The following is a 20,085-nucleotide window of genomic DNA, read 5'->3' as shown; positions in this document are numbered from 1 at the left end:
ATGACTTTCAATGGGTACTTCTTCACCTGTTTGTTTTTTAATTTCTTCTTGGCGATTCCAGGCAACATGATGATAGCGGATAGCCTTAGCTACTTGTTTCAACGGTTTAAAGTTTTTAAATAATCTATATCCCATTTCAGCATGCCTATGAGGGGCTTTGGCCTCAAAGCTAAGTGCATCAAGTCTTTCTCTTAACGATAAGGCACCGCTATCATGGAGTAAACCAGCTATAACTAAATCCTTGGTTTTATCAACATCTAAACCATATTCTCTTCCAAGTTCCCCTGCGATATAAGCAACTTTTTTATGATGATCAACAACTTCAGGACTAACCAAGTCCATAGCGTCTGAAAAACTCATTGTTAGCTCAAATAAAGATGCTTGAAGATTTGGCGCTATTCCTACCATAGTTCTATTTCACCCGACCTCTTAATAGTTTTGTACAGCCACATTCCTAATTACCCACAATATTATTCCGCTAACCGCCAGAGGGGTTAGTAATTCCCACATACCTAAATTCAATTCGAGAATTTGGCGGAAATTAGTTATCAAGTGATAAGGGAGAAACCTTAAACCTAAAAACTGAACATCCGGCAGGATAACAGATAGACCATATAAACCTAAATGTAAAACAATACCTGCTGTCAAGGCAATCCAAAACTTATTAGCCAACACCATTGCTGTTAGAGCTGCAGATAGTATTAACATTATATAAATAAGTAGTTTTAAGTATATTAACAGTATTGCTAGAATTGAAACCCCTTCCCAAAGAAGTAAGGTTATTAACCAAAAAGTAAATAAAGGTGCCCCGACAGAAATGTCCGTCATGCTCCACCAGTACATCTGTTCGTTATTAAACTGGGACAAAAATAACACATGATAACCACGGAGCATAAATAAAATCAATAATATTAAAGGAGTAAAAACTGCAATTAATCTCAGAAACAGTTCAAAAAAAGCCAAAGAATCAGCTGTGGCATATGTAATCCCTAAGGCAGTAAGACCGAATACCAAATTAATTATTAAAACAGTTTGAATTTGATATTTTTGCCATGATCTCTTTAATTCTTCTATTACATCATCAAAATTCAATCCATATCCGCTCCATTTCAGAACCTGCCAGATCTAAATATTGAGAACAATAACCAAAAAAACATAAACATTGCAATTAAAAAACCAATTTCAACAGCAGGTACCTGCCAAATCACCATTGATTGTCCACCTAAAGAAGCACCGATAATCAAACCACTCATTATGATACTAAAGGCAAGTAGGACTATACTAAAAGACAGCTTATTACTCACCCTGTCCAACTTTTTTTGAAGTGAATCCAATTGAGGCATCTGTAGTTCAACTGTGCCTTTGCCCTTCTTTAGAATTCTCACAAAATCCCTTAATTCACCGGGTAATTCTAAAACCATCTCACCATAATCTTTGATATTATCGGTGAATTTTTGCCACACATTCTCAGGGCGTAATTTTTCTTTTAAGATTTTGGAACCAAAGGGTTCTGCAATCTCAACTACACTAACATCAGGATCTAAATTTTTCACAACCCCTTCTAAAGTTAGAAAAGTCTTTCCTAACAAACTCAATTCTGAAGGGATCTGGATTTTATGTCGAAAGGCAATATCAAAAAAATCTTCAATAGCTTCGCTAAAACTGATTTGTTTTAAAGGAAGGTGATAATATTTATCCCTGACTGTCATCACATCTCTTTTCAACCTGTTAATATTGACTTCGTCAGGTAAAAAACCAACTTTCATGATGTTTTTTACAATATCATCTACATCTTGCCTAACTACAGAGATCATTAATGAAGCAAAACTATCTTTTAGCTCTGGAGTCAATTGCCCTACTATACCAAAATCGGTAAAGGCCAGCCGACCATCATCTAGCAGTATGAAGTTTCCGGGATGGGGATCGCCATGGAAAAAGCCTTCAATTAAAATTTGGTTTAAAAAAGATTCTGTTAAGTTTTTTGCTACTGCAGATGTTTTAAAACCCTTGGCAACAACCTCCTCTAAATTATTTAAATTAGTACCCTTAACCCGCTCCATGGTTATTACACGCTTTGACGTTAGATCCCAGTAGATACCTGGTATATAAATACTATCATCTTCAGAAAAAATGGATTTAAATTTTTCGGCGTTTCTAGCTTCAAGGGTATAGTTAAGTTCTTTTCTAATAGAAATGCTAAATTCATCAACTATTTCTTTTAAATTGTATTGGGAAACAAAACTAAATCGTGTCTCTGCTAGACTAATCAGGTCAGCCAAAATTTCTAAATCCGTTTCAATGACAGAAGATATATTGGGCCGTTGAACTTTAATTACGACTTCATCACCATTTTTTAATCTAGCAGAATGAACCTGCCCTATAGAAGCGGCAGCCAAGGGCTCTTCATCAAATTCTGCAAAAAGTTCTTCTAAAGAAGTTTCCATTTCATCTTCAATATTTTCTTTTGCTTCTTCATATGGAAAAGGATCAACCCTATCCTGTAACTTATCAAGTTCGTTAATAATGTGCTCTGGCAACATGTCAGGACGAGTGCTTAACAGTTGACCAAATTTAATAAAAGTAGGCCCTAGTTCTTGAAAGGCGAGTCTCATTCTCAACCCAACAGGTTTAGGTTTTTGTTTTGAAGATTCTTTTCTAATTCTACTGGGCAAGGAAAGCATATGATGAAGGCCAAGCTCTTCAATCAAAAAGCCAAAACCATGCCTAGCTAAAATACTTACAATTTCTCGATACCGATTAAAATGTCTAATTCTTCTTTTAAACATAGAACCACCTAACTTTAACTCAGGTTATTTTCACCGTTATCTTGTTCTAATTTCTCGATTCTTTGCTCAAGCTCCTCTAATTTAATTCTTAATTCTTGAATATCTTCTCCCGTTGCTGTATCTAATTCTCTAAATACTTGCCGAGTTTGTTCCTGTATCATATCATTCAGTTTACTTCGCTCCTCTTCTCCCCGCTCCATCATATTATTGATAACCCTTTTTGACTCTTCTGGCGCAATTTCACCTTTTTTAACCAGTTCATCTACCATCTTTTCTATTTGCTCTTTACTCATTACAGCTAAACCAAGACCAAAATTTACACCTTTTTTTAAGAAATTCTTCATAACTATCGCCTCCTGGTAAAATTTTTTCACTAATAATATCATCTCACATGTATTTATATTATACTATTTATTTATGATAATAAAAAAGGATTTTTCAAATAATTGTCAAAATATACAAGTGATAAGAAATTGAGAACCTTAATCGCCAAGGAGTGATTTTTTGACTGGTAAAATGAAAGCCTTAATGAAACAGGACAGGAGCAGTGGAGCTGTTTTGGAACAGGTTGACATTCCCAAGCCGAAAAGTAACGAGGTGTTAATCAAGGTAGAGTCAGCTGCAATATGCGGAACAGACCTGCACATCTATAATTGGGATCAATGGGCAGACAGTCGAATTAACCCCCCTCTAATTTTTGGACATGAATTCAGTGGTGAAGTTGTCGAATTAGGAGCAGATGTCAAAGATATTGAAACCGGAACCAGGGTAACAGCAGAAGGACATTTCGTTTGTGGAAAATGTTTTTTCTGTAAAACAGGCCAAGCTCATATCTGTGAAAATGTTGAAATCATCGGGGTAGATACCACAGGATGTTTTGCCGAATATGTAGTTGTACCCCGAGACAATGTATGGATTCTCGATAAATCCATTCCACCAGAAATAGGTGCTATTCACGATCCAATAGGTAATGCCATCCACTCAGCTCTCATAGATGAAATAACTGCCAAGGATGTCCTTGTGACTGGATGTGGCCCCATCGGTTTAGCCTCTATTGCTATTGCCCGCAAAGCAGGAGCTTCCAAAATCTTTGCAACCGAAGTCAATTCCTATCGTATAGAATTAGCAAAAAAAATGGGAGCAGATGAAATCATAAATCCCATGGAACAAGACACAGTAGAATTAGTGAAAAGCAAAACAAACGGCGCTGGAGTAGACGTATTATTAGAAATGGCAGGTAAAGATACAGCTATAAATGAAGGACTGGCTGCTTTAAAAGGCGGAGGTTGGGTTTCATTCCTAGGATTGCCTCCAGGTAAAACTCAAATAGACCTGTCTAATGGATTAATATTTAAAGGCGCAAAAGCCTACGGTATTAACGGAAGAATAATGTACGAAACTTGGTTTAAGATGCATAATCTGCTAAAATCGAGATTAGCTGATGATTTAATGCCTATGGTAACTCACAAATTTTCCTTTGAACAATTTGAAGAAGCTTTTCAGCTTGCACAAGAGGGGAATACTGGTAAAATAATTTTGCACCCCTAATACGTAAAGATGTAAAAAATATTCTAAATTTAAGGAGTGATTAATTTGAGCTCACAAGAAAAACTAAACTTTATTCAAACAGAGCTAGAAGAATTAAAAGAAAAAGGACTTTACAAAGATATCAAAACTTTAGAGGGGCCACAAGGTGCCTGGGTACAAATTAAAGGTAAAAAGATGTTAAACTTCTGTTCGAATAACTATCTAGGCTTTGCTAACCATTCTCAAATAGTTGAGGCTGCCAAAAAAGCCATCGACGAGTACGGAGTAGGTCCTGGAGCTGTACGAACTATTGCAGGGACTATGGATATTCACCATCAGCTAGAACGGAAGTTGGCCGAATTTAAAGGAGTAGAAGCTGCTCTTTCAGTTCAATCAGGATTTAAAGCAAATTTATCAGCTATTCCTGCACTAGTAGGAAAAGGGGATACTATTATCAGCGATGAATTAAACCACGCAAGTATTATTGATGGCTCAAGATTGTCCAGAGCAGATATCAAAGTTTATTCACATAATGATGTAGATAGCTTAGAATCAGTGCTAAAAGAGAACCCGCCTGGAAAAAAATTGATTATCACTGATGGTGTATTCAGCATGGATGGAGACATTGCTCCATTACCAGAAATTGTAGAAGTAGCTAAAAAATACGATGCCATGACTATGGTGGACGATGCTCATGGTGAGGGAGTTTTAGGAAGAAGTGGCCGAGGCATAGTTGACCACTTTAACTTGCATGGAGAAGTAGATATCGAAATTGGTACCTTCTCAAAAGCCCTAGGTGTTATGGGTGGCTGTATAGCAGGTAGTGCACAGCTAATAGAATATATCAGACAAAAATCTCGTCCTTTTACATTTAGTTCTGCCCTTACAGTACCGGATACTGCTGCAACACTAGAAGCCATTAAAATACTATCAGATAGTGACGAATTAGTAACCAAATTATGGGACAATGCCGATTACTTTAAAAAAGGAATTAAAGAATTAGGATTTGACACTGGCGAATCTGAAACTCCAATAACTCCAGTGATGATCGGTGATGCTAAAGCAGCCAGCGAATTTAGTGAAAAATTATTTGAAGAAAACATTTTTGCACAAGCTATTGGGTTCCCATTAGTTCCACATGGCAAAGCAAGAATTCGGGCAATGATTTCAGCTGCCCACAGTAAAGAGGATCTAGATTTTGCTCTTGAAAAGTTCTCAAAAGTAGGAAAAGAACTTAACCTGATTTAACATAAGTTTTCGAATTAACATTTGCATACACAATTATTCGTACATTTTGATAGCAAGGATTTCTTCCAGGCTTTCGCCTGGAGCTCCAAAGTAATAGGTGTATTTGTTATTTAAAGATAAGGAGCCAATAAGTTTTTCTAGATCATCTGAAATCGTAACACTACCCGATACTATACCTTCTGGGGTTTCCTGTTCCGGGAACCCCAGAAAAAAAATTCCTTCAGCGCATTCGATTTCAGGAATTGATTCGGAGTAGTATATTTCATCACCGGTTATTTCAATTTCTCCCTCAAAGGTAGGTTCGCTCATAAGCGGTTCAGTAAGCGCTCCCCTCAACTTAACAGTAATTTGTTCTTCAATTTCGCCGTCAGTAGTGTACATTATTCCTGGATATTCTCGATCTATATTTTCTGTTGGACCTGCAACAAAAAAATAAAAACTCAATCCCAGCACTGCAAATATCAAGATAGCTACAAGACAACCTCTCAATTTGTAACTCCCCTTCCTTTATAAAATGGTAAAAGAGCTGTTATATTGTTATTTAAGGACACAAGTTTTTAGCTTATTAACTAGTTTGCTAAATTTAATTTTTCTATTTAGAACCGTTTCTGTAAAATTGCTTATTTTCCTGCAAAAAATTAAAGAAAGGTGGTATATTATGTGGTCAGGTTCAGTGATATTTTTGGGAACGAATGACTTAGAGAAAGTACATGATTTTTACCACAATGTACTGCAGCTCCCTTTATTTAAGGATCAAGGAGCTTGTAGAATTTATGAAATCCCTGGTGGAGGTATGATCGGATTTTGCACACACATGGAGGTCAAGAGTGAAGGGAAAGCCCCTATCATAACTTTATTGACAGAAGAAGTCGATAGAGCTTACGGATCTCTGATAGACAATGGTTATCAACCTTTTAATAAACCCAAAACTAATCCTGATTTTAAAATCTATCATTTCTTTTCAGAAGATCCTAATGGATACAGTCTGGAGATTCAAAAATTTCTAGATTAGTTAGATTATCCTGAAGATTAAAATTAAACTACATAACAATAAATACGTTGCTTATTGCGTTGCTTATAAAGTTTAATAATTTAATAATTGATTTTGATATGCTCCCCCATTCGGTAGACAGCTAAGAAAATAAAAGCTGTCACCAAATAAAGGGGAGCATTTTTATGTTTTTCTAGAATTGATTTAATTTCCGTAATTTATAAACTATTAATCACCTTTGCTATCCTATCAAGACCTTGGTGGAGCTGTTTTTGAGGACATCCGAAATTCAGTCTTAAAAAACCTTCTCCATTAGGGCCAAATTTTGTACCGGGAATTAAAGCAACTTTTCCTTGAGATACTAACAACTTTTGAATTTCTTTAGTTGTTTTACCTGTTTTCCTGATATCTAACCAGGCCAGATAAGTACCCTGGGACTTTGTCACTTCCAAGGCAGGTATATTATTTTTTAAGTAATCTTCTATAAATAAAAAGTTTTGATACAGGTATTCTCTCAGCTCATCTAACCAATCTTCACCATAATTGTAACAGGATTCAGCAGCAATTAAACCAAAAATATTTGGCTTTGAAAATCCATTTGCTTCTAAGGTGTTATTAAAGGATGATCGCAAGCATTGGTCCGGTATGATAACACTAGATGTTTGTAGCCCAGCCACATTAAAGGTTTTGGCCGGAGAAGTACACAAAATTACATTATTAAAGTTTAATTCAGACATTATTTTAAAGTAGGGAATATTATTATTTCCCGGGAAGGTCAGATCTCCATGAATTTCATCTGAAATTAGTATTAAATTATTCTTTTGGCAGATTTCGCCGATTTTTTTAAGCTCTTCACGACTCCAAACTCTTCCTACGGGATTATGGGGACTACATAGCATTAAAATTTTAGCCCGACTATCACTAGCTTTTTTATCTAAGTCCTCAAAGTCAATATAATATTTCCCCTTTTCTTCAATAAGTTCATTATTAATTACATGACAGCCATTGTTTCTAACCACATTAAAAAAAGGTGGATAGACAGGTGACTGTATTATTACTTTATCACCGGGATTAGTATAGGTTCTGACAGCCATATTAAGGGCTGGTACTACGCCAGGAGTAGTTTTTATCCAATCTTTCTCAATTTTACAATTGAATCTTTTATTAAACCAGTCTTTCACTGAATTGAAATAACCGTCAAAATCACCCGCATAACCATAAACCCCGTGTTGGGCTCTCTCTACAACAGCCTCAATAACAGAATCAGGAGATTGAAAATCCATATCTGCCACCCACATAGGTAATAGCTCATTGGATCCAAAAACTTCCCCTACATCATCCCATTTATAAGAATGGGTGCCTGTCCTATCGATGATCTGATCAAATCTAGCCCCTGTCACATATACCCCTCCCTATAAAAATTTGTATCATTAACACAGTATATCTATTCATCTATATTATAGGCCCAAAATTAATGACTGTCTAATAAAAAACCAAAGAGGCAAAGCCCCTTTGGTAAAAGTTAAATGTAAAAGTTAAGACAACATATTCTTAGTTTCATATTTAGTCTTATTGCATTTCATATATTACATCTACATCTGCTTCAAAGGTAACTTCTCCTGGTTGGGCATCTAAACCTGCTGTACCATAAACATCGTCACTCATTTCCAAGGCCTCTTCACTAACAGTATATTCCATATCCATATCCATTTGCATGCGTCCAAGAGAAGTATCACTTTCTAATACCTGTTTGATGTCGTCCAGAGACTTATCATAGAAACTGGCGATTCGATCTGCTTTTTGTTCTGCATTTTCAAGGGCATTATCCAGAGCCTTCATTTTATACTCTTCTTCATCTAAAACTCCAAATTCTAAGCTCCTGATATTATTAACGCCTTGATTTACACTGGCCTCTAATACAGAGCCCACATTATCCAGGTCGTGTACTGTAATATCAATATGATTAGCCACTTGATAGTCAGGTTCTTCCTCTTCGTCAGGCCTTACATACTGCTGACCTATACTGTAATGGCCAATTCGAATGTCTTCCTCTGCAATTCCTTGATCCCTTAAAGTCTCTACTACATCCTCCATAATGTCGCTGTTCTCTGCTTGAGCCTTTTGTGGATCGGGAGAAGATGTTTCAACCCCTAAAGTCACATATGCTACCTCAGGTTCTACTTTAACCTCACCTTCACCACTAACTCCGATCAGACTGTTATTACTTTTTGGATCAATTATTTCTGCATCTTCATCATGAACATCAGGTGCAATAGAAAAACCAGTCATCACCATAAAAGCCATAACTACTACAGTAGTTAACAGCACTTGTTTGGTTGTTCCGACCATTAAATTTGTCCCCCTTTTAACCTTTATTGTTATTATTTTCTATTATTGGGAGACGTATCAAGGTTAGCAGAAGTATCGCGATCTTAAGTTCAAAATACCTGAGGTTTTAATGGTTTTAAAGATTTGGTGGTTTAGGTCCAAAGTACTGATAATAATCTACTCGAATTCGTCCATTGTATAGCTTTCGTTTTTTACTGGCTTTTTTCCCAAACAATTTTTCAAAATTGTTATGAGGAGTCAGTATATAATAAGACCAAGTAGGGAACCTCTTGTTAAAAATTTGACCCATTTGGCGGTATAAATCATCAACTTCCGGCTCTTCACCTAGTCTCTCTCCATAGGGTGGATTGCATATTAGCTTGCCGTATTCCTCATTACTGCTAATTTTATCAATTGGCATGCAGGTAAATTCCGGTATATTTTTACCCAAAACCTTTTCTGCGTTGTCTTGAGACAGTTGTACCATCTCTTCATCAAAATCAGAACCATAAATCTTTAGTTCTTTGTCAAATTCGGCCTTGTCCTGACCTTCTTCTCTTACATTTTGCCAGATTTTATCTGAGATGATTGGCCAAGAAGAAGCTGAAAAATTTCTGTTCAATCCTGGTGGGATATTACGTCCGATCATAGCAGCTTCTATAGGAATAGTTCCCGAACCGCAAAGTGGATCTATCAAAGCAGTGTCTGGATACCACCGAGCTAGCATGATCAATGCCGCTGCCAAGGTTTCTTTTAATGGCGCGTGACTGACCAGGGCCCGATAGCCTCTTTTATGTAATCCTGGTCCACTAGTATCAATAGTTAGTGTGGCTATATCTTTAAGTAAAGCCACCTCAATTTTATAAAAGGGACCATCTTCCTCAAACCAACTTTGGCCGTAGGCCTGCCCCATTTTCTTGACTACTGCTTTTTTCACAATGGATTGACAGTTAGGAACACTATAAAGCTGGGATTTAACCGATTTTCCTTCCACGGGAAACTCTGCGTTCTGTGGTAACAACTCCTCCCATGGAAGCTGATAAGTCTGTTCAAATAATTCTTCAAAGGATTTGGCTGTAAACTCCCCAATTTTCAACTTTACCCGATCTGCCGTTCGAAGCCATAAGTTTGCTCTACATATAGCTTTTTCATCGCCTTTAAAAGTAACTTTTCCGTTCTCCACAGAAACAATTTCATAACCTAAATCCTTAATCTCCTGTTTAACTAAGGCTTCTAAACCAAAAGTAGAAGTGGCAATCAACTCAAATTGAGACATTAGCATCCTCCATCCTAGTTCTTGTTATTTTTAGATAAATATTTCAAATACAATTCAATGGGAAAATCAGTTGGGTTGGGTTCACCTTGTTCATTAAAATTATGATGATCTACTGTCTTTAGTTTTACCAACTCTGTAAATCCCCATTTATGATAAATTTCTTTGATTTCAGGGCGATTTTGTTTAACTCCTATTGTCACCTGGGTTCTGCCAACTTGAGACACTCGGGACAGAACTCCTTCCATCAAGTTTTTTCCCAAACCTAACCCGCGATAGTCGGGATGGACTCTAAAAGCGCATAGATAGGCTCTTGCTTCACCATCGGCTTCATCTGGGTCCGGCGAGTCCCACACGATATGAAACTCCCCTGCTAATTCCACAGGTAAATTCCCATTATTATCCTTTTCTAGAGATTCAATCACCCAAAATTCTTGAATACCCATATTCATTCGCTGTTTAAAAACTTTTAAAGTAGAAGGGTTATTATCCCATGCCCATGATAGCCGTGAAAAGTCGGAAATCTTACCCTGGCGTATTTTTTTCTTCATAATAATACCTCCCATAGAGATCATCTATTTATAGGATTTTCAATTATATTAATTAAGGCGACAGCAGAATTATATTACGATGATAATTTAATAGGCGGAAATTCTTGATAGGTAAAACTTCTCCACAACCACTCAAAGGGCCCAAATCTAAACCTAGACATCCAAATCCAACTCCAGATCATTTGTAATGTGTAAATTCCTACTGTTATAGCGACTCCTCCGGTAACACTCACCTGTTCAAACAAACCCGCTCCATAGCCATAGAAAATCGACACACTGATCAGGGACTGGGTAAGATAATTAGTTAAGGCCATTTTGCCAACATTGGAAAGAGGAGACAGTATTCTCATAGGGAAATTATATTGGCTTAGCAAGCTTAAGCTACAAATGTAAGTCACTGCCAAAGATATTGAAGCTACATAAAATATCATTTCAGCTAAAACGTCTCCTGCTATTGGGCCCAAGCCAATAGAATCAACCATTATTAAATAATATACAAGGGTTCCAATCACCCCAATAGGCAGTGTTCTATTAAGAGTCCAGCGAAATTTTTGTCTATATTCACCGATTTTCATAAAAATTTTCTTTCTACCAGCATATAAGCCCAGCAGAAATAAAAATAAAATATCTGGTAAACTCAAAAGTATATTTAACATAACATAAGGCACTTCATTAACTACTCTAAACCTTAAAATATCTAGAAAATCTCCCTCCTGATAGACCCCTGTTGCATCTTCTTTTAGCTGCAACCTTTTTTCACGAGGATCTATTTCAGCAGTTAAATCCTCTTCTGCAGTTAGGGTTTCAGCGAAAACAATTCCTCCCTGAATGATAACAGCAAGACAAAAAAAGAAAACCATCAGTTTTTTGATAGTTTTATCCGACATGGTACTGAATACAAGTAAAAACAAACCACCGACAGAATAGAGATGAAGTATATCACCTGACCAGATAAATACTAAATGAATTAATCCAAAAATTAATAATCCCAAGATTCTGCGCCGGTATAATTTACCTACCTTTAACCCTTTTTTCTGGGCCCTGCTGACAAAAAAATAAAAACCCAAACCAAATAAAAACGAAAAAATAGGATAAAACTTACCAGTTGCCAGAAGTTCAATCATCCAACCAAAGAATACATTGATATCCCCGGAATAATGGGGTATTTGCTCCCAATAAAATAAGGTGGATTTAAACAGAGTCATATTCACTAAAAGTACACCAAAGAGCGCAAACCCGCGAATGATATCTACTATTTCAACTCGCTTATTAGGATCAGTAGGAGCGCCGTGTCTCTGAACCATTTGTAACTCTCCTTTTACAATTCACTGACAGATTTCGTTTAAAAACTCCATACTTTAACTACTATCATATTATAACATAATCATATTTAATCAAAACTCATGATTTGTCCGTATCCGTATCCAAATCAAGATTTTTGATGAGCTTGTCAAATTTATTTTCTAGGCTTTCCATTCTGTCTTCAATACTTTCAATTTTATTAATTTTTCGGGCGAATTCGCCGTAAAAATTCTCTAAAAACTTGCGCATATCTCCTGAAATAGCGTTTTGAAGTTCGGAATGACTTTTTTCTAACTCTTTAGTGGCTTCTTTGAAGCGACCTATAAATTGTTCGCTTTCTTCTTCGACAAATAGAGACAATAATTGATCGGGCAATAAGACGTTAGTTCTCCCATCCCCTCTTATTTTATAAGTTCCTTTTGGTGTACAATAGGGTTTTTCTTTTCCTGAAGGAATTTCAATTCTATAAAATGGTGTTTTTTGGGAGTTTTCGATATACAGCTCTAAGTATACAGGCGGATGACAACTAGCAGCTTTGTTCAGTATAGTGAGTTTTTCTTCATCTCCTATTGGACAACCTACAATTTCTGTTCCTTGTCTTCCCGACTCTTCTTGTTCCTCTCTAATACCAGCTAAAATAGCGCCTCCATGCTTGGAATTTGCGAAAGCCACTATATCTTCGGAATCCACAGCGTTTAAGGTTTGCTTGAATTCCACATCGAATCCCTCTTCTCTGGACAATAAAATTTGAGCTCTAGTTGATAAGGATAAAAACTCCGTTTGTTTAAAGGAATTTTCCATTAGTAAACCCCTTTATAATTTTTATTTTGTTTACCTTAAATATCTTTCATGTGGCCCTATAAAAAACTGTTTATGACAACAAGTACCAGTTAGTATAAAGTTCTATAATTCAACTTTGTATCCTGCCAAAAATATAGCTTTTTCGTGTATATTCCCTGAATAAACAAATTTATTCACAATGACAGTGTACGACAACTTTTAGTCACAAAGGCACTGGCTGTAATTTTAACTATATCTCCAAGCAAGAAAGGAACTGCACCTTCTAAAACTGCAACTCCAATAGGAACCTGCGTTACCAAAGCCAGTTGTAATACTCCGGTAGTATAAATCATAAATACACCACCTGTGAGTAAGGCAAGTACTAGAACCAACCAGTAAGTAATTCCTGTGTATCTATCTCCCTTCTCTACTATGTAACCTATAATAAAAGCAGCAAAGGGATAAGCCCAAAGATAACCACCAGTGGCACCAAATAACACAGCCACTCCTCCCATACCACCAGCAAAAACCGGCATTCCTACAACTCCCAACAATAGATAGACCACCTGACTTATAAACCCACGTTTAGGTCCTAATAAAGCCCCTGACAACATCACACCCATTGTTTGGCCCGTCACCGGTACAGGGCTAATAGGTACATAAACATAAGAAAGTACACCAGTAACAGCAGCAAATAAGGAAATAACTACTAAATCTCTGATATTACTATTCATAAGAATGCACTCCTTCCCAAATAGAAATATAAAATAGATGCTAACGCTAAAAACTAATAAATAAAATCAATAAATCAAATATATTATAATTACAACTCTCCTGTCAACCTCGTAAAATGAGGTGGTTAACAACAGCTTTTTACAACTATAATTTAACAGTAATATGTGCGAATCACTTCACTTTACTTCGAACATGTGTTCTGCTATAATGTTTTCTACAGGAGTGATGCACAATGAGCGACCCCATAATATTTCACATTGACGTTAATTCTGCGTATTTATCATGGGAGGCTGCTTACAGGCTGCAAAAAGGTGCACAACTTGATTTGAGGCAAGTCCCCTCAGTAGTTGGTGGAGATTCACAAAAACGTCGTGGAATTGTACTGGCTAAATCCATACCAGCAAAAAGCAAGTTTAAAATTCAAACCGGAGAGCTGTTGAGCAGTGCTCGAAAAAAGTGCCCTGACCTGTTTGTAGTACCACCCAATTATGATCTATACCTTCGATGCAGTAATGCCATGGTCGAATTGCTGTACGAATACTCCCCTTTTATTCAACGCTATTCGGTTGATGAAGTCTTCCTGGATTTCACCAATATGGAAAAACAATTTGGGGATTATCTTACCGCCGCTAATACTATTAAGGCCAGAGTAAAAGAAGAACTCGGGTTCACAGTGAACATAGGAATTGGCCCCAATAAGCTCTTAGCTAAGCTGGCATCAGAATTTAAAAAACCCGACCGAGTTCACACATTATTCCCTGAAGAAATTCCTACTAAGTTGTGGCCACTACCTGTAGGAGAATTATTTATGGTGGGAAGGGCTACAGAAAAAAAGTTACTTGATCGAGGAATCACTACCATTGGGGAACTGGCTAAAACTCCTCGCAATAAATTGAAACTTTGGTTGAAAAGTCACGGGCTTTTGATCTGGGATTTTGCCAATGGAATTGAGGAGTCTTCCGTTAGGCCAGAAGGTTTTCCTATGAAGGGTTTAGGAAATTCTACTACTACTCCCGAAAATGTGGCTGATAAAGAGACAGCACGGCTTTGGTTATTATCTTTAACTGAAAAGGTCAGTAGCCGATTACGTGATGCTCATTGTTACGCACAAGTAGTCAATTTATCAATTAAAACCTCACAGTTTATTTCCTACGGTAAACAAAAAAAATTACTCAATCCCACAAATTCTACTAAAGTTATTTTCGAAACTGGTAAAAAACTTTTAAATGAATTATGGGATGAAGAAGAACCCTTAAGACACATAGGAATTTCACTATCTTCCCTTTCATCGAGTAAGTCTTACCAACTATCGATGTTTGACAAATTGTCTATTGATACGGATTCAGAAGAGTCTTTTTATAAAGCTATCGATAAAATCAGGGCTAAACACGGGGAAACTTCTTTAATCCGGTCCTGTTTTTTACATTCAACAGTTCCTCCCTTGGCAGGAGGAGTAGATGCAGAAGAAGAGTATCCCATGATGTCTAGCTTATTATAGAAGGGAGAATTACTGTGAAGGTAATAATGAAACCTATAGAAATGATTGCCTGGTTTAAAGAAGATGGAATTCCTAAACCTTTAAAATATCGTATCACCACTTCCGAAGGTACTAAAAAAGTGGTTAGTGTTGACCAAGTTATATCCACATCTGAAGAAAAATTAACAGGCAACAAAATGATTGTTTACACTTGCCAAAGTACTATCGGAGAAACCCAAAAAATTTATGAATTGAAATACGAAATATCTTCATGTAAGTGGTATCTTGCCAAGATTTGAAGAGTTCGTCACGCATTCTCGTGACTTTAGTCATGAGTTAGTGGCGACATATGTTAGTGAAAGAATTTAAATTAATATGCATTGTATTATATTTACACCCATGGTAAGATAGTAATAACAATCGAATTTTATTAAGCCAATAGGGGTGCCGGGGATCGCCTTCCCGGCTGAGAAGGGCAATTAGTCCTACCCTAGAACCTGACCTGGATAATACCAGCGTAGGGAATTGGCTTTTAGTCTAGGCGAGCTATATAGAGTTTTCTGTATTATTTATGTATTATTTACGACTAAAAGCGCAATTCCTAAGGAATTGCGCTTTTTTTAATATGGGCTGTGTTAAAGTTGAATGTTGATAGTTGAACTCTTCAATTTCACACTAAGAGTTCAACTATCAACAAAGGAGTATAAAAGAGCCTTAATATAGGAAAGGAGAGTTCATTATGGAAAACGTATCAAAAAATGTCAGAATCCTGGCAGAAACCGGTATCGCAGTGGCTTTGGCATTGCTTTTAAGCATGATTAAGCTTTACACCATGCCCCAGGGAGGATCTGTTAGCTTAGAGATGTTACCTATATTTATCATAGCCTTTCGTTGGGGGTTAAAACCCGGAATACTGGCAGGAGTCACTTTCGGGATATTACAGCTAGCAGTAGCAGGCTTTATAGTTCACTGGATACAATTTTTCCTGGATTATCCTGTAGCTTTTGCAGGATTAGGTTTAGCTGGAACCTTTTCATCATGGATTAGAAAAGCGAATTCCTCGGCCAATATAATCTTACCTATAGTCACAGGTGTTATTTTAGGTGGAATGGTCAGATTTGTCTCCCATTTTTTAGCTGGAGCTGTGTTTTTTGGCGACTATGCTCCCGAAGGGCAAAGCGTCTGGATGTACTCTTTGTTGTATAATTCCAGTTATTTAGTTCCGGAACTAATAATCACTATAATTGTTATAGTTTTATTGACCTTGACTAGAGTGAAAAAATACTTTACTGTCTAATCTTATAACTCAAAGTAACACCATCGCCGACAGGTAAAATAGTACTGTAAAGTCTATCATCAGACATTACTTTGCGATTATATTCATCAACAGGAGCCCCTAAATTTCTTGGGGCTCCTTTAACTTTGAATAAGGTATCATCTGCAACAAGCACCCCACCCTGATTCAACAAATTAATACTGTTTTCCAGTACTTTAGGGTATAATGATTTTTGAGCATCTTGAAAGATTATATCATAGGGACCAGTTAAGTCCCGAATTTTCTCGCTAATATCACCATAAACCAGTTCTACAGAATTTGAAAGACCCGCTTCCTCTATATTTGTTTTAGCTTCTTGATAGAGTTTAGGGTCTTTTTCAATTGAAATAACTTTCCCTCCAGTTTGTTTTACAGCTTCGCCTAACCAAATAGTTGAATAACCTAGACAGGTACCAAATTCTAGAACTTTTTGAGCATTTATCAACCTAATCAAAAGACCTAAAAATTTACCCGTCTCCAGCTCTATACTGGGTTGTACATCATCCCGTTGATATTCTTCTTCCTTAATAGTATCTGATTTACAATTATCCCTGACTATGTAGTTTTGAATATAATTAAAAATTTCTTGATCCACATTTATTACCCCCTCTAATTTTGCATTGGCATTGGCTTTAAAATTGGATATCTATAGATACTTATGGTTTCTTATTTAAAAACCTTTATTCTCTCATCTAGAGGTTTAAATTCCTTTTCTCCCGGAGGAGCTGTAGGTTTACCAAAGGGCATTTGGGACACCAGTTCCCAGTTTTCAGGAATATCCCATTCTTTTTTTACAGCATCATCTATTATAGGATTATAATGCTGTAAAGATGCGCCAAAACCTTCTAATTCCAACGCTGTCCACACTACGTATTGTAACATGCCGGAAGAATGATGAGACCAAATTGGAAAAGTATCTTTATACTTGGGGAATTTTTGCTGAAGTTCTTGAACTGGCTCCTGATCTTCAAAAAATAACACTGTTCCATATCCACTTTTAAAGGAGTTAAGTTTTTCTTCGGTCTTAGGAAATTTCTTTTCAGATACTTTTTCTCTAAGAATATCCTTAATAATTTCCCATAATTTATCGTGATGTTCTCCTAATAATAATACCACCCTTCCACTCTGAGAATTAAAAGCAGATGGAATGAATTTTACAGCATGTTCAATAATTTTTTTAATTTTGTCATCGGAAATGACAGCTTCTTTACTAATCCCGTAGATAGAACGCCTCTTTTCAACAGCAGTATAAAAATTTCCTTCCAACAGTAACACACCTCCAAGTTTATAAATCACCATCACTTATTCTCTGAGATTTTATTATGTTTTCTAGAAATAGTAATAATACACCTTCATGTTAACAATTACTATTATAATTAGCTTTTGTTTTTATTCAAAATTAAGAATTATTCTAATATGTATATATCCTTGAAAATCATACTTAGAAGAGTATAATAAAATAATAGGATCTAATTGCGGTTGTTTTTTAGCAGCCGCTAAAAGCTAAAACTACAAGGGAGAGTGATTTAAATTTATGTCTTAGTAATAGTGTTAAACGAAACGGAGTATTTAGATGAACTATTAAAGAAATTTATTGAAATCGGAATTCCGGGAGGTACTGTAATTGACTCTGAAGGAATGGGAAATGCATTAGTTTGTCAAAATAAAATTCCCATTGTGGGAGGGGTTAGACAACTTTTTGAACACTGTAAAGAAGGTAACAAAACCATCTTTTCAATAGTAGACTCAGAAGAAAAATTATCACAAGCCACCGAACTATTAGAAGGCAAACTAATCGATCTAAATGAGCCAGGTGTCGGAATAGCCTTCTATTATAAAATTGATAATGTTATTGGCTTGTCTTAAAAAAAATTTCTTTTATATTTCCATTATTTTCCAATCAATCTATTAGAGGTGACCTTAATTGACAATCTATGACCAAAGTTTAGGAATAGCTGTAATTCTATTACTAGGCTTTTGTGGAGGAAAATTAGTACAAAGATTTAAAGTACCTATGGTAGTGGGATACATTATTATTGGATTAATTTTAAGCCCATCATTATTAAACGTAATTCCAAGTGAATTAAACGAAAGCCTTAATATTATTAGAATATTAGGCTTGGGAATTATAGCCCTATTCATAGGTAGCGAATTAGAAATTAGTAAACTTAAACAATTGGGTAAAGCCATAGTAGGGATAACTGTTGTACAAATTTTTGGCGCTTTTTTTGTAGTCTTTTTTGCAATGTTTTACTTGTTAAACTTATCACTGGAAGTATCTCTGTTGCTTGGGGCTATGGCAACAGCAACTGCTCCGGCATCTCCTTTGGCAGTAGTTAGGGAAACAAAAGCAAAAGGACCCTTTACAAGTACTTTATTAGGTGTAGTAGCAGTAGACGATGCATTGTGTATTATCTTTTTTGGTATTATTTCCGCTATAGTTGGTGGATTAATTGCAGGTAACGGATTCACAGTTGCTAGTATATTAGAACCTATAATTGAATTAGGTGGATCTACACTTTTAGGAGCAGTGTTAGGTTGTTTTCTTTGTCTGTTACTTAAGGCAACAGGTAATAGACAACATAAAGTACTGTTACTCGTCGGAATTGCTCTTTTAAACAGTGGAATGGCCAATCTACTTAACCTATCACCCCTATTAGCTAATATGGTCAGTGGTTTTGTCGTAGCTAATTTATATTCTAAACCTAAAGAAATTACTTATTTAGAAGATATTGAATTACCCATTTATATAGGTTTTTTTGTGTTAGCCGGAGCTGAACTACACTTGGATATTTTATTGGAGAACTGGGTATTTGCCGCTGTTTACATTGTAGCTAGAAGTATTGGAAAAGTAGGAGGAGCTTTTTTAGGTGCCAGATGGTCACAAGCTCCAATTTTAGTACAAAAATATTTAGGTTTTGCAATGTTTTCTAAAGCTGGTGTCACTATTGGTTTATTGATGATAGTTCAAAGTCAATTTCCGGATATTGCTCCAATAATTACAGCAATTGAATTAGCTGCTATCACAGTATTTGAGTTGTTTGGACCCCTCGGCACTAAATACGCTTTAGTTTCTTCCGGTGAAGCTAATATTCAATATGATTTTTCACCGTCAACTAAGGAGGTGTAATTCACATGTCATCACCTAATTTAGATCATGAAAATGATAAATTAAGTGTCAAATATGATTCGGGTCCTCTTTTGAAAAAACAAAACTCAAAAAGTATAATTACTAAAGTATTAAACATGAACAATTTTCCGGTTAATTTTAATGTATCAATTAACATACTAGACAAAGAAGTTGTAGAACCACATTACGTTTCGCAAAAACAAGTTTATTCCAAATCAAGCTCATCTATTGATATTATTGATATAAGTAATCGAAACTTCTTGTGTTTTAATATAACTTTTGATTTTTTTTCCGAGGAATATCCTATTAAAGACCATGTGTATATTATGGCAATAGGACGTTCGGATAAACCAACCGAACCGGCAGAAAATAGTCACTTAATCAGTGACCTAACACTAAAAACTTCTGACTTCTGTAAAGAACTCACATCCAAATCAGACTATATGGATGAAGCTAATGAAGATTTTTCTCCAATGTTTGATTTGGGTAGGTTATTTTACGAGTAAGTTAAATGTCGTTTGGATATTCAAACAATAATTTAACTTGCAAAAAATAACAAAAACCCCTTCGAATTTAGAAGTTCCCTATTCCTTTTCAACAGGTGAGAAGATTTCTTAATGAGGAACATTTCTAAATAAAGCC

Annotated in this window: 23 protein-coding genes and 1 riboswitch (1 of these 24 running past the window's edge); of the genes, 9 read left to right on the top strand and 14 right to left on the bottom strand. The window is 36.0% G+C overall.

Translation table 11 applies throughout. From position 1 onward, the window contains the following. The 4 genes in view from NTHER_RS01620 to NTHER_RS01605 are tightly spaced (at most 21 nt apart) and all read right to left on the bottom strand, a layout consistent with a single transcriptional unit that may run on beyond the window. Positions 1–408, bottom strand: the start of a protein-coding gene (locus tag NTHER_RS01620) for an HD-GYP domain-containing protein (RefSeq protein ID WP_012446783.1). It extends 891 nt beyond the left edge of the window; 408 of the gene's 1,299 nt are visible here — the first part of the coding sequence; the start codon lies at positions 406–408; its stop codon lies beyond the left edge, outside the window. Between the two features lie 21 nt (positions 409–429). After that, a complete protein-coding gene (locus NTHER_RS01615) occupies positions 430–1,092 on the bottom strand; it encodes a hypothetical protein (protein WP_012446782.1) in 663 nt (220 codons plus the stop codon). A 17-nt stretch (positions 1,093–1,109) separates the two neighbouring features. Further along, positions 1,110–2,786 carry an ABC1 kinase family protein gene (locus NTHER_RS01610; RefSeq protein WP_012446781.1) on the bottom strand — a complete coding sequence of 559 codons (1,677 nt, stop codon included), beginning with the start codon at positions 2,784–2,786 and terminating at the stop codon, positions 1,110–1,112. A gap of 14 nt (positions 2,787–2,800) precedes the next feature. Beyond that, positions 2,801–3,130, bottom strand: coding sequence for a phasin family protein (locus NTHER_RS01605; protein WP_012446780.1), 330 nt, complete (start codon positions 3,128–3,130; stop codon positions 2,801–2,803). A 160-nt stretch (positions 3,131–3,290) separates the two neighbouring features. On the opposite strand from NTHER_RS01605, the gene tdh reads away from it, so the two are divergent. Both tdh and NTHER_RS01595 read left to right on the top strand, forming a co-directional pair. Continuing rightward, positions 3,291–4,334 (top strand): L-threonine 3-dehydrogenase, encoded by a 1,044-nt coding sequence (gene tdh, locus NTHER_RS01600; protein ID WP_012446779.1) that lies wholly within the window; start codon positions 3,291–3,293, stop codon positions 4,332–4,334. A gap of 45 nt (positions 4,335–4,379) precedes the next feature. Next, the gene (locus tag NTHER_RS01595) at positions 4,380–5,561 is read left to right on the top strand and encodes a glycine C-acetyltransferase (RefSeq protein WP_012446778.1); all 1,182 of its coding nucleotides are present in this window, start codon (positions 4,380–4,382) and stop codon (positions 5,559–5,561) included. Between the two features lie 33 nt (positions 5,562–5,594). On the opposite strand, the gene NTHER_RS01590 is transcribed toward NTHER_RS01595, so the two are convergent. After that, positions 5,595–6,050, bottom strand: coding sequence for a hypothetical protein (locus tag NTHER_RS01590; protein ID WP_012446777.1), 456 nt, complete (start codon positions 6,048–6,050; stop codon positions 5,595–5,597). 169 nt (positions 6,051–6,219) lie between these two features. Between NTHER_RS01590 and NTHER_RS01585 the strand changes: the two genes are divergently transcribed. Then, entirely contained in the window at positions 6,220–6,573 is a 354-nt protein-coding gene (locus tag NTHER_RS01585) for a VOC family protein (protein ID WP_012446776.1), read from the top strand. Positions 6,574–6,770: 197 nt separating this feature from the next. Here the strand turns inward: NTHER_RS01585 and NTHER_RS01580 are convergent, their stop codons facing one another. From NTHER_RS01580 to NTHER_RS01550, 7 genes are all read right to left on the bottom strand, one after another. Next, on the bottom strand, positions 6,771–7,952 hold the full coding sequence (locus NTHER_RS01580; RefSeq protein ID WP_012446775.1) for a MalY/PatB family protein: 1,182 nt from the start codon (positions 7,950–7,952) through the stop codon (positions 6,771–6,773). Between the two features lie 169 nt (positions 7,953–8,121). After that, the gene (locus NTHER_RS01575; protein WP_012446774.1) at positions 8,122–8,901 is read right to left on the bottom strand and encodes an SIMPL domain-containing protein; all 780 of its coding nucleotides are present in this window, start codon (positions 8,899–8,901) and stop codon (positions 8,122–8,124) included. A gap of 115 nt (positions 8,902–9,016) precedes the next feature. Continuing rightward, the gene (locus tag NTHER_RS01570) at positions 9,017–10,156 is read right to left on the bottom strand and encodes a THUMP domain-containing class I SAM-dependent RNA methyltransferase (RefSeq protein WP_012446773.1); all 1,140 of its coding nucleotides are present in this window, start codon (positions 10,154–10,156) and stop codon (positions 9,017–9,019) included. A 14-nt stretch (positions 10,157–10,170) separates the two neighbouring features. Beyond that, a complete protein-coding gene (locus NTHER_RS14985; protein ID WP_012446772.1) occupies positions 10,171–10,704 on the bottom strand; it encodes a GNAT family N-acetyltransferase in 534 nt (177 codons plus the stop codon). A gap of 74 nt (positions 10,705–10,778) precedes the next feature. Then, complete coding sequence (locus NTHER_RS01560) at positions 10,779–12,008, bottom strand: DUF418 domain-containing protein (protein WP_012446771.1); 1,230 nt, start codon at positions 12,006–12,008, stop codon at positions 10,779–10,781. A gap of 97 nt (positions 12,009–12,105) precedes the next feature. After that, complete coding sequence (locus NTHER_RS01555; protein ID WP_012446770.1) at positions 12,106–12,807, bottom strand: RNA-binding domain-containing protein; 702 nt, start codon at positions 12,805–12,807, stop codon at positions 12,106–12,108. 173 nt (positions 12,808–12,980) lie between these two features. Continuing rightward, the gene (locus NTHER_RS01550; RefSeq protein ID WP_012446769.1) at positions 12,981–13,520 is read right to left on the bottom strand and encodes a biotin transporter BioY; all 540 of its coding nucleotides are present in this window, start codon (positions 13,518–13,520) and stop codon (positions 12,981–12,983) included. 233 nt (positions 13,521–13,753) lie between these two features. Between NTHER_RS01550 and NTHER_RS01545 the strand changes: the two genes are divergently transcribed. The 3 genes from NTHER_RS01545 to thiT all read left to right on the top strand — a co-directional run bounded on the left by NTHER_RS01545 (position 13,754) and on the right by thiT (position 16,295). Continuing rightward, the gene (locus NTHER_RS01545; RefSeq protein ID WP_012446768.1) at positions 13,754–15,019 is read left to right on the top strand and encodes a DNA polymerase Y family protein; all 1,266 of its coding nucleotides are present in this window, start codon (positions 13,754–13,756) and stop codon (positions 15,017–15,019) included. Positions 15,020–15,033: 14 nt separating this feature from the next. Continuing rightward, positions 15,034–15,297 (top strand): hypothetical protein, encoded by a 264-nt coding sequence (locus tag NTHER_RS01540; RefSeq protein ID WP_012446767.1) that lies wholly within the window; start codon positions 15,034–15,036, stop codon positions 15,295–15,297. Between the two features lie 131 nt (positions 15,298–15,428). After that, positions 15,429–15,539: riboswitch (TPP riboswitch) on the top strand. Positions 15,540–15,737: 198 nt separating this feature from the next. Beyond that, positions 15,738–16,295 carry an energy-coupled thiamine transporter ThiT gene (gene thiT / locus NTHER_RS01535; protein WP_012446766.1) on the top strand — a complete coding sequence of 186 codons (558 nt, stop codon included), beginning with the start codon at positions 15,738–15,740 and terminating at the stop codon, positions 16,293–16,295. Here the strand turns inward: thiT and NTHER_RS01530 are convergent. Then, the gene (locus NTHER_RS01530) at positions 16,285–16,908 is read right to left on the bottom strand and encodes an O-methyltransferase (protein WP_012446765.1); all 624 of its coding nucleotides are present in this window, start codon (positions 16,906–16,908) and stop codon (positions 16,285–16,287) included. The two genes, thiT and NTHER_RS01530, sit on opposite strands and share 11 nt — an antisense overlap. A gap of 71 nt (positions 16,909–16,979) precedes the next feature. Continuing rightward, entirely contained in the window at positions 16,980–17,579 is a 600-nt protein-coding gene (locus NTHER_RS01525) for a nitroreductase family protein (protein ID WP_012446764.1), read from the bottom strand. A gap of 282 nt (positions 17,580–17,861) precedes the next feature. Between NTHER_RS01525 and NTHER_RS01520 the strand changes: the two genes are divergently transcribed. The 3 genes from NTHER_RS01520 to NTHER_RS01510 are packed head-to-tail and all read left to right on the top strand — an operon-like array spanning position 17,862 to position 19,949. After that, entirely contained in the window at positions 17,862–18,179 is a 318-nt protein-coding gene (locus NTHER_RS01520; RefSeq protein ID WP_012446763.1) for a hypothetical protein, read from the top strand. Between the two features lie 58 nt (positions 18,180–18,237). Next, the gene (locus NTHER_RS01515; protein WP_012446762.1) at positions 18,238–19,443 is read left to right on the top strand and encodes a cation:proton antiporter; all 1,206 of its coding nucleotides are present in this window, start codon (positions 18,238–18,240) and stop codon (positions 19,441–19,443) included. A 5-nt stretch (positions 19,444–19,448) separates the two neighbouring features. After that, a complete protein-coding gene (locus NTHER_RS01510; protein ID WP_012446761.1) occupies positions 19,449–19,949 on the top strand; it encodes a hypothetical protein in 501 nt (166 codons plus the stop codon). The last annotated feature ends 136 nt before the right edge of the window (positions 19,950–20,085 follow it).

This window comes from Natranaerobius thermophilus JW/NM-WN-LF (assembly GCF_000020005.1).
Classification (GTDB): domain Bacteria; phylum Bacillota; class Natranaerobiia; order Natranaerobiales; family Natranaerobiaceae; genus Natranaerobius; species Natranaerobius thermophilus.
The sequence above is the reverse complement of the archived record's forward strand: the minus strand, read 5'-3'. Positions and strand labels throughout refer to the sequence as shown.

Bases quoted from the DNA above. Each gene is read 5' to 3' on its own strand.
- NTHER_RS01610 (WP_012446781.1), bottom strand. From the start codon at position 2,786: ATGTTTAAAAGAAGAATTAGACATTTTAATCGGTATCGAGAAATTGTA.
- NTHER_RS01605 (WP_012446780.1), bottom strand. From the start codon at position 3,130: ATGAAGAATTTCTTAAAAAAAGGTGTAAATTTTGGTCTTGGTTTAGCT.
- NTHER_RS01585 (WP_012446776.1), top strand. From the start codon at position 6,220: ATGTGGTCAGGTTCAGTGATATTTTTGGGAACGAATGACTTAGAGAAA.
- NTHER_RS01575 (WP_012446774.1), bottom strand. From the start codon at position 8,901: ATGGTCGGAACAACCAAACAAGTGCTGTTAACTACTGTAGTAGTTATG.
- NTHER_RS01570 (WP_012446773.1), bottom strand. From the start codon at position 10,156: ATGTCTCAATTTGAGTTGATTGCCACTTCTACTTTTGGTTTAGAAGCC.
- NTHER_RS14985 (WP_012446772.1), bottom strand. From the start codon at position 10,704: ATGAAGAAAAAAATACGCCAGGGTAAGATTTCCGACTTTTCACGGCTA.
- NTHER_RS01560 (WP_012446771.1), bottom strand. From the start codon at position 12,008: ATGGTTCAGAGACACGGCGCTCCTACTGATCCTAATAAGCGAGTTGAA.
- NTHER_RS01555 (WP_012446770.1), bottom strand. From the start codon at position 12,807: ATGGAAAATTCCTTTAAACAAACGGAGTTTTTATCCTTATCAACTAGA.
- NTHER_RS01550 (WP_012446769.1), bottom strand. From the start codon at position 13,520: ATGAATAGTAATATCAGAGATTTAGTAGTTATTTCCTTATTTGCTGCT.
- NTHER_RS01545 (WP_012446768.1), top strand. From the start codon at position 13,754: ATGAGCGACCCCATAATATTTCACATTGACGTTAATTCTGCGTATTTA.
- thiT (WP_012446766.1), top strand. From the start codon at position 15,738: ATGGAAAACGTATCAAAAAATGTCAGAATCCTGGCAGAAACCGGTATC.
- NTHER_RS01510 (WP_012446761.1), top strand. From the start codon at position 19,449: ATGTCATCACCTAATTTAGATCATGAAAATGATAAATTAAGTGTCAAA.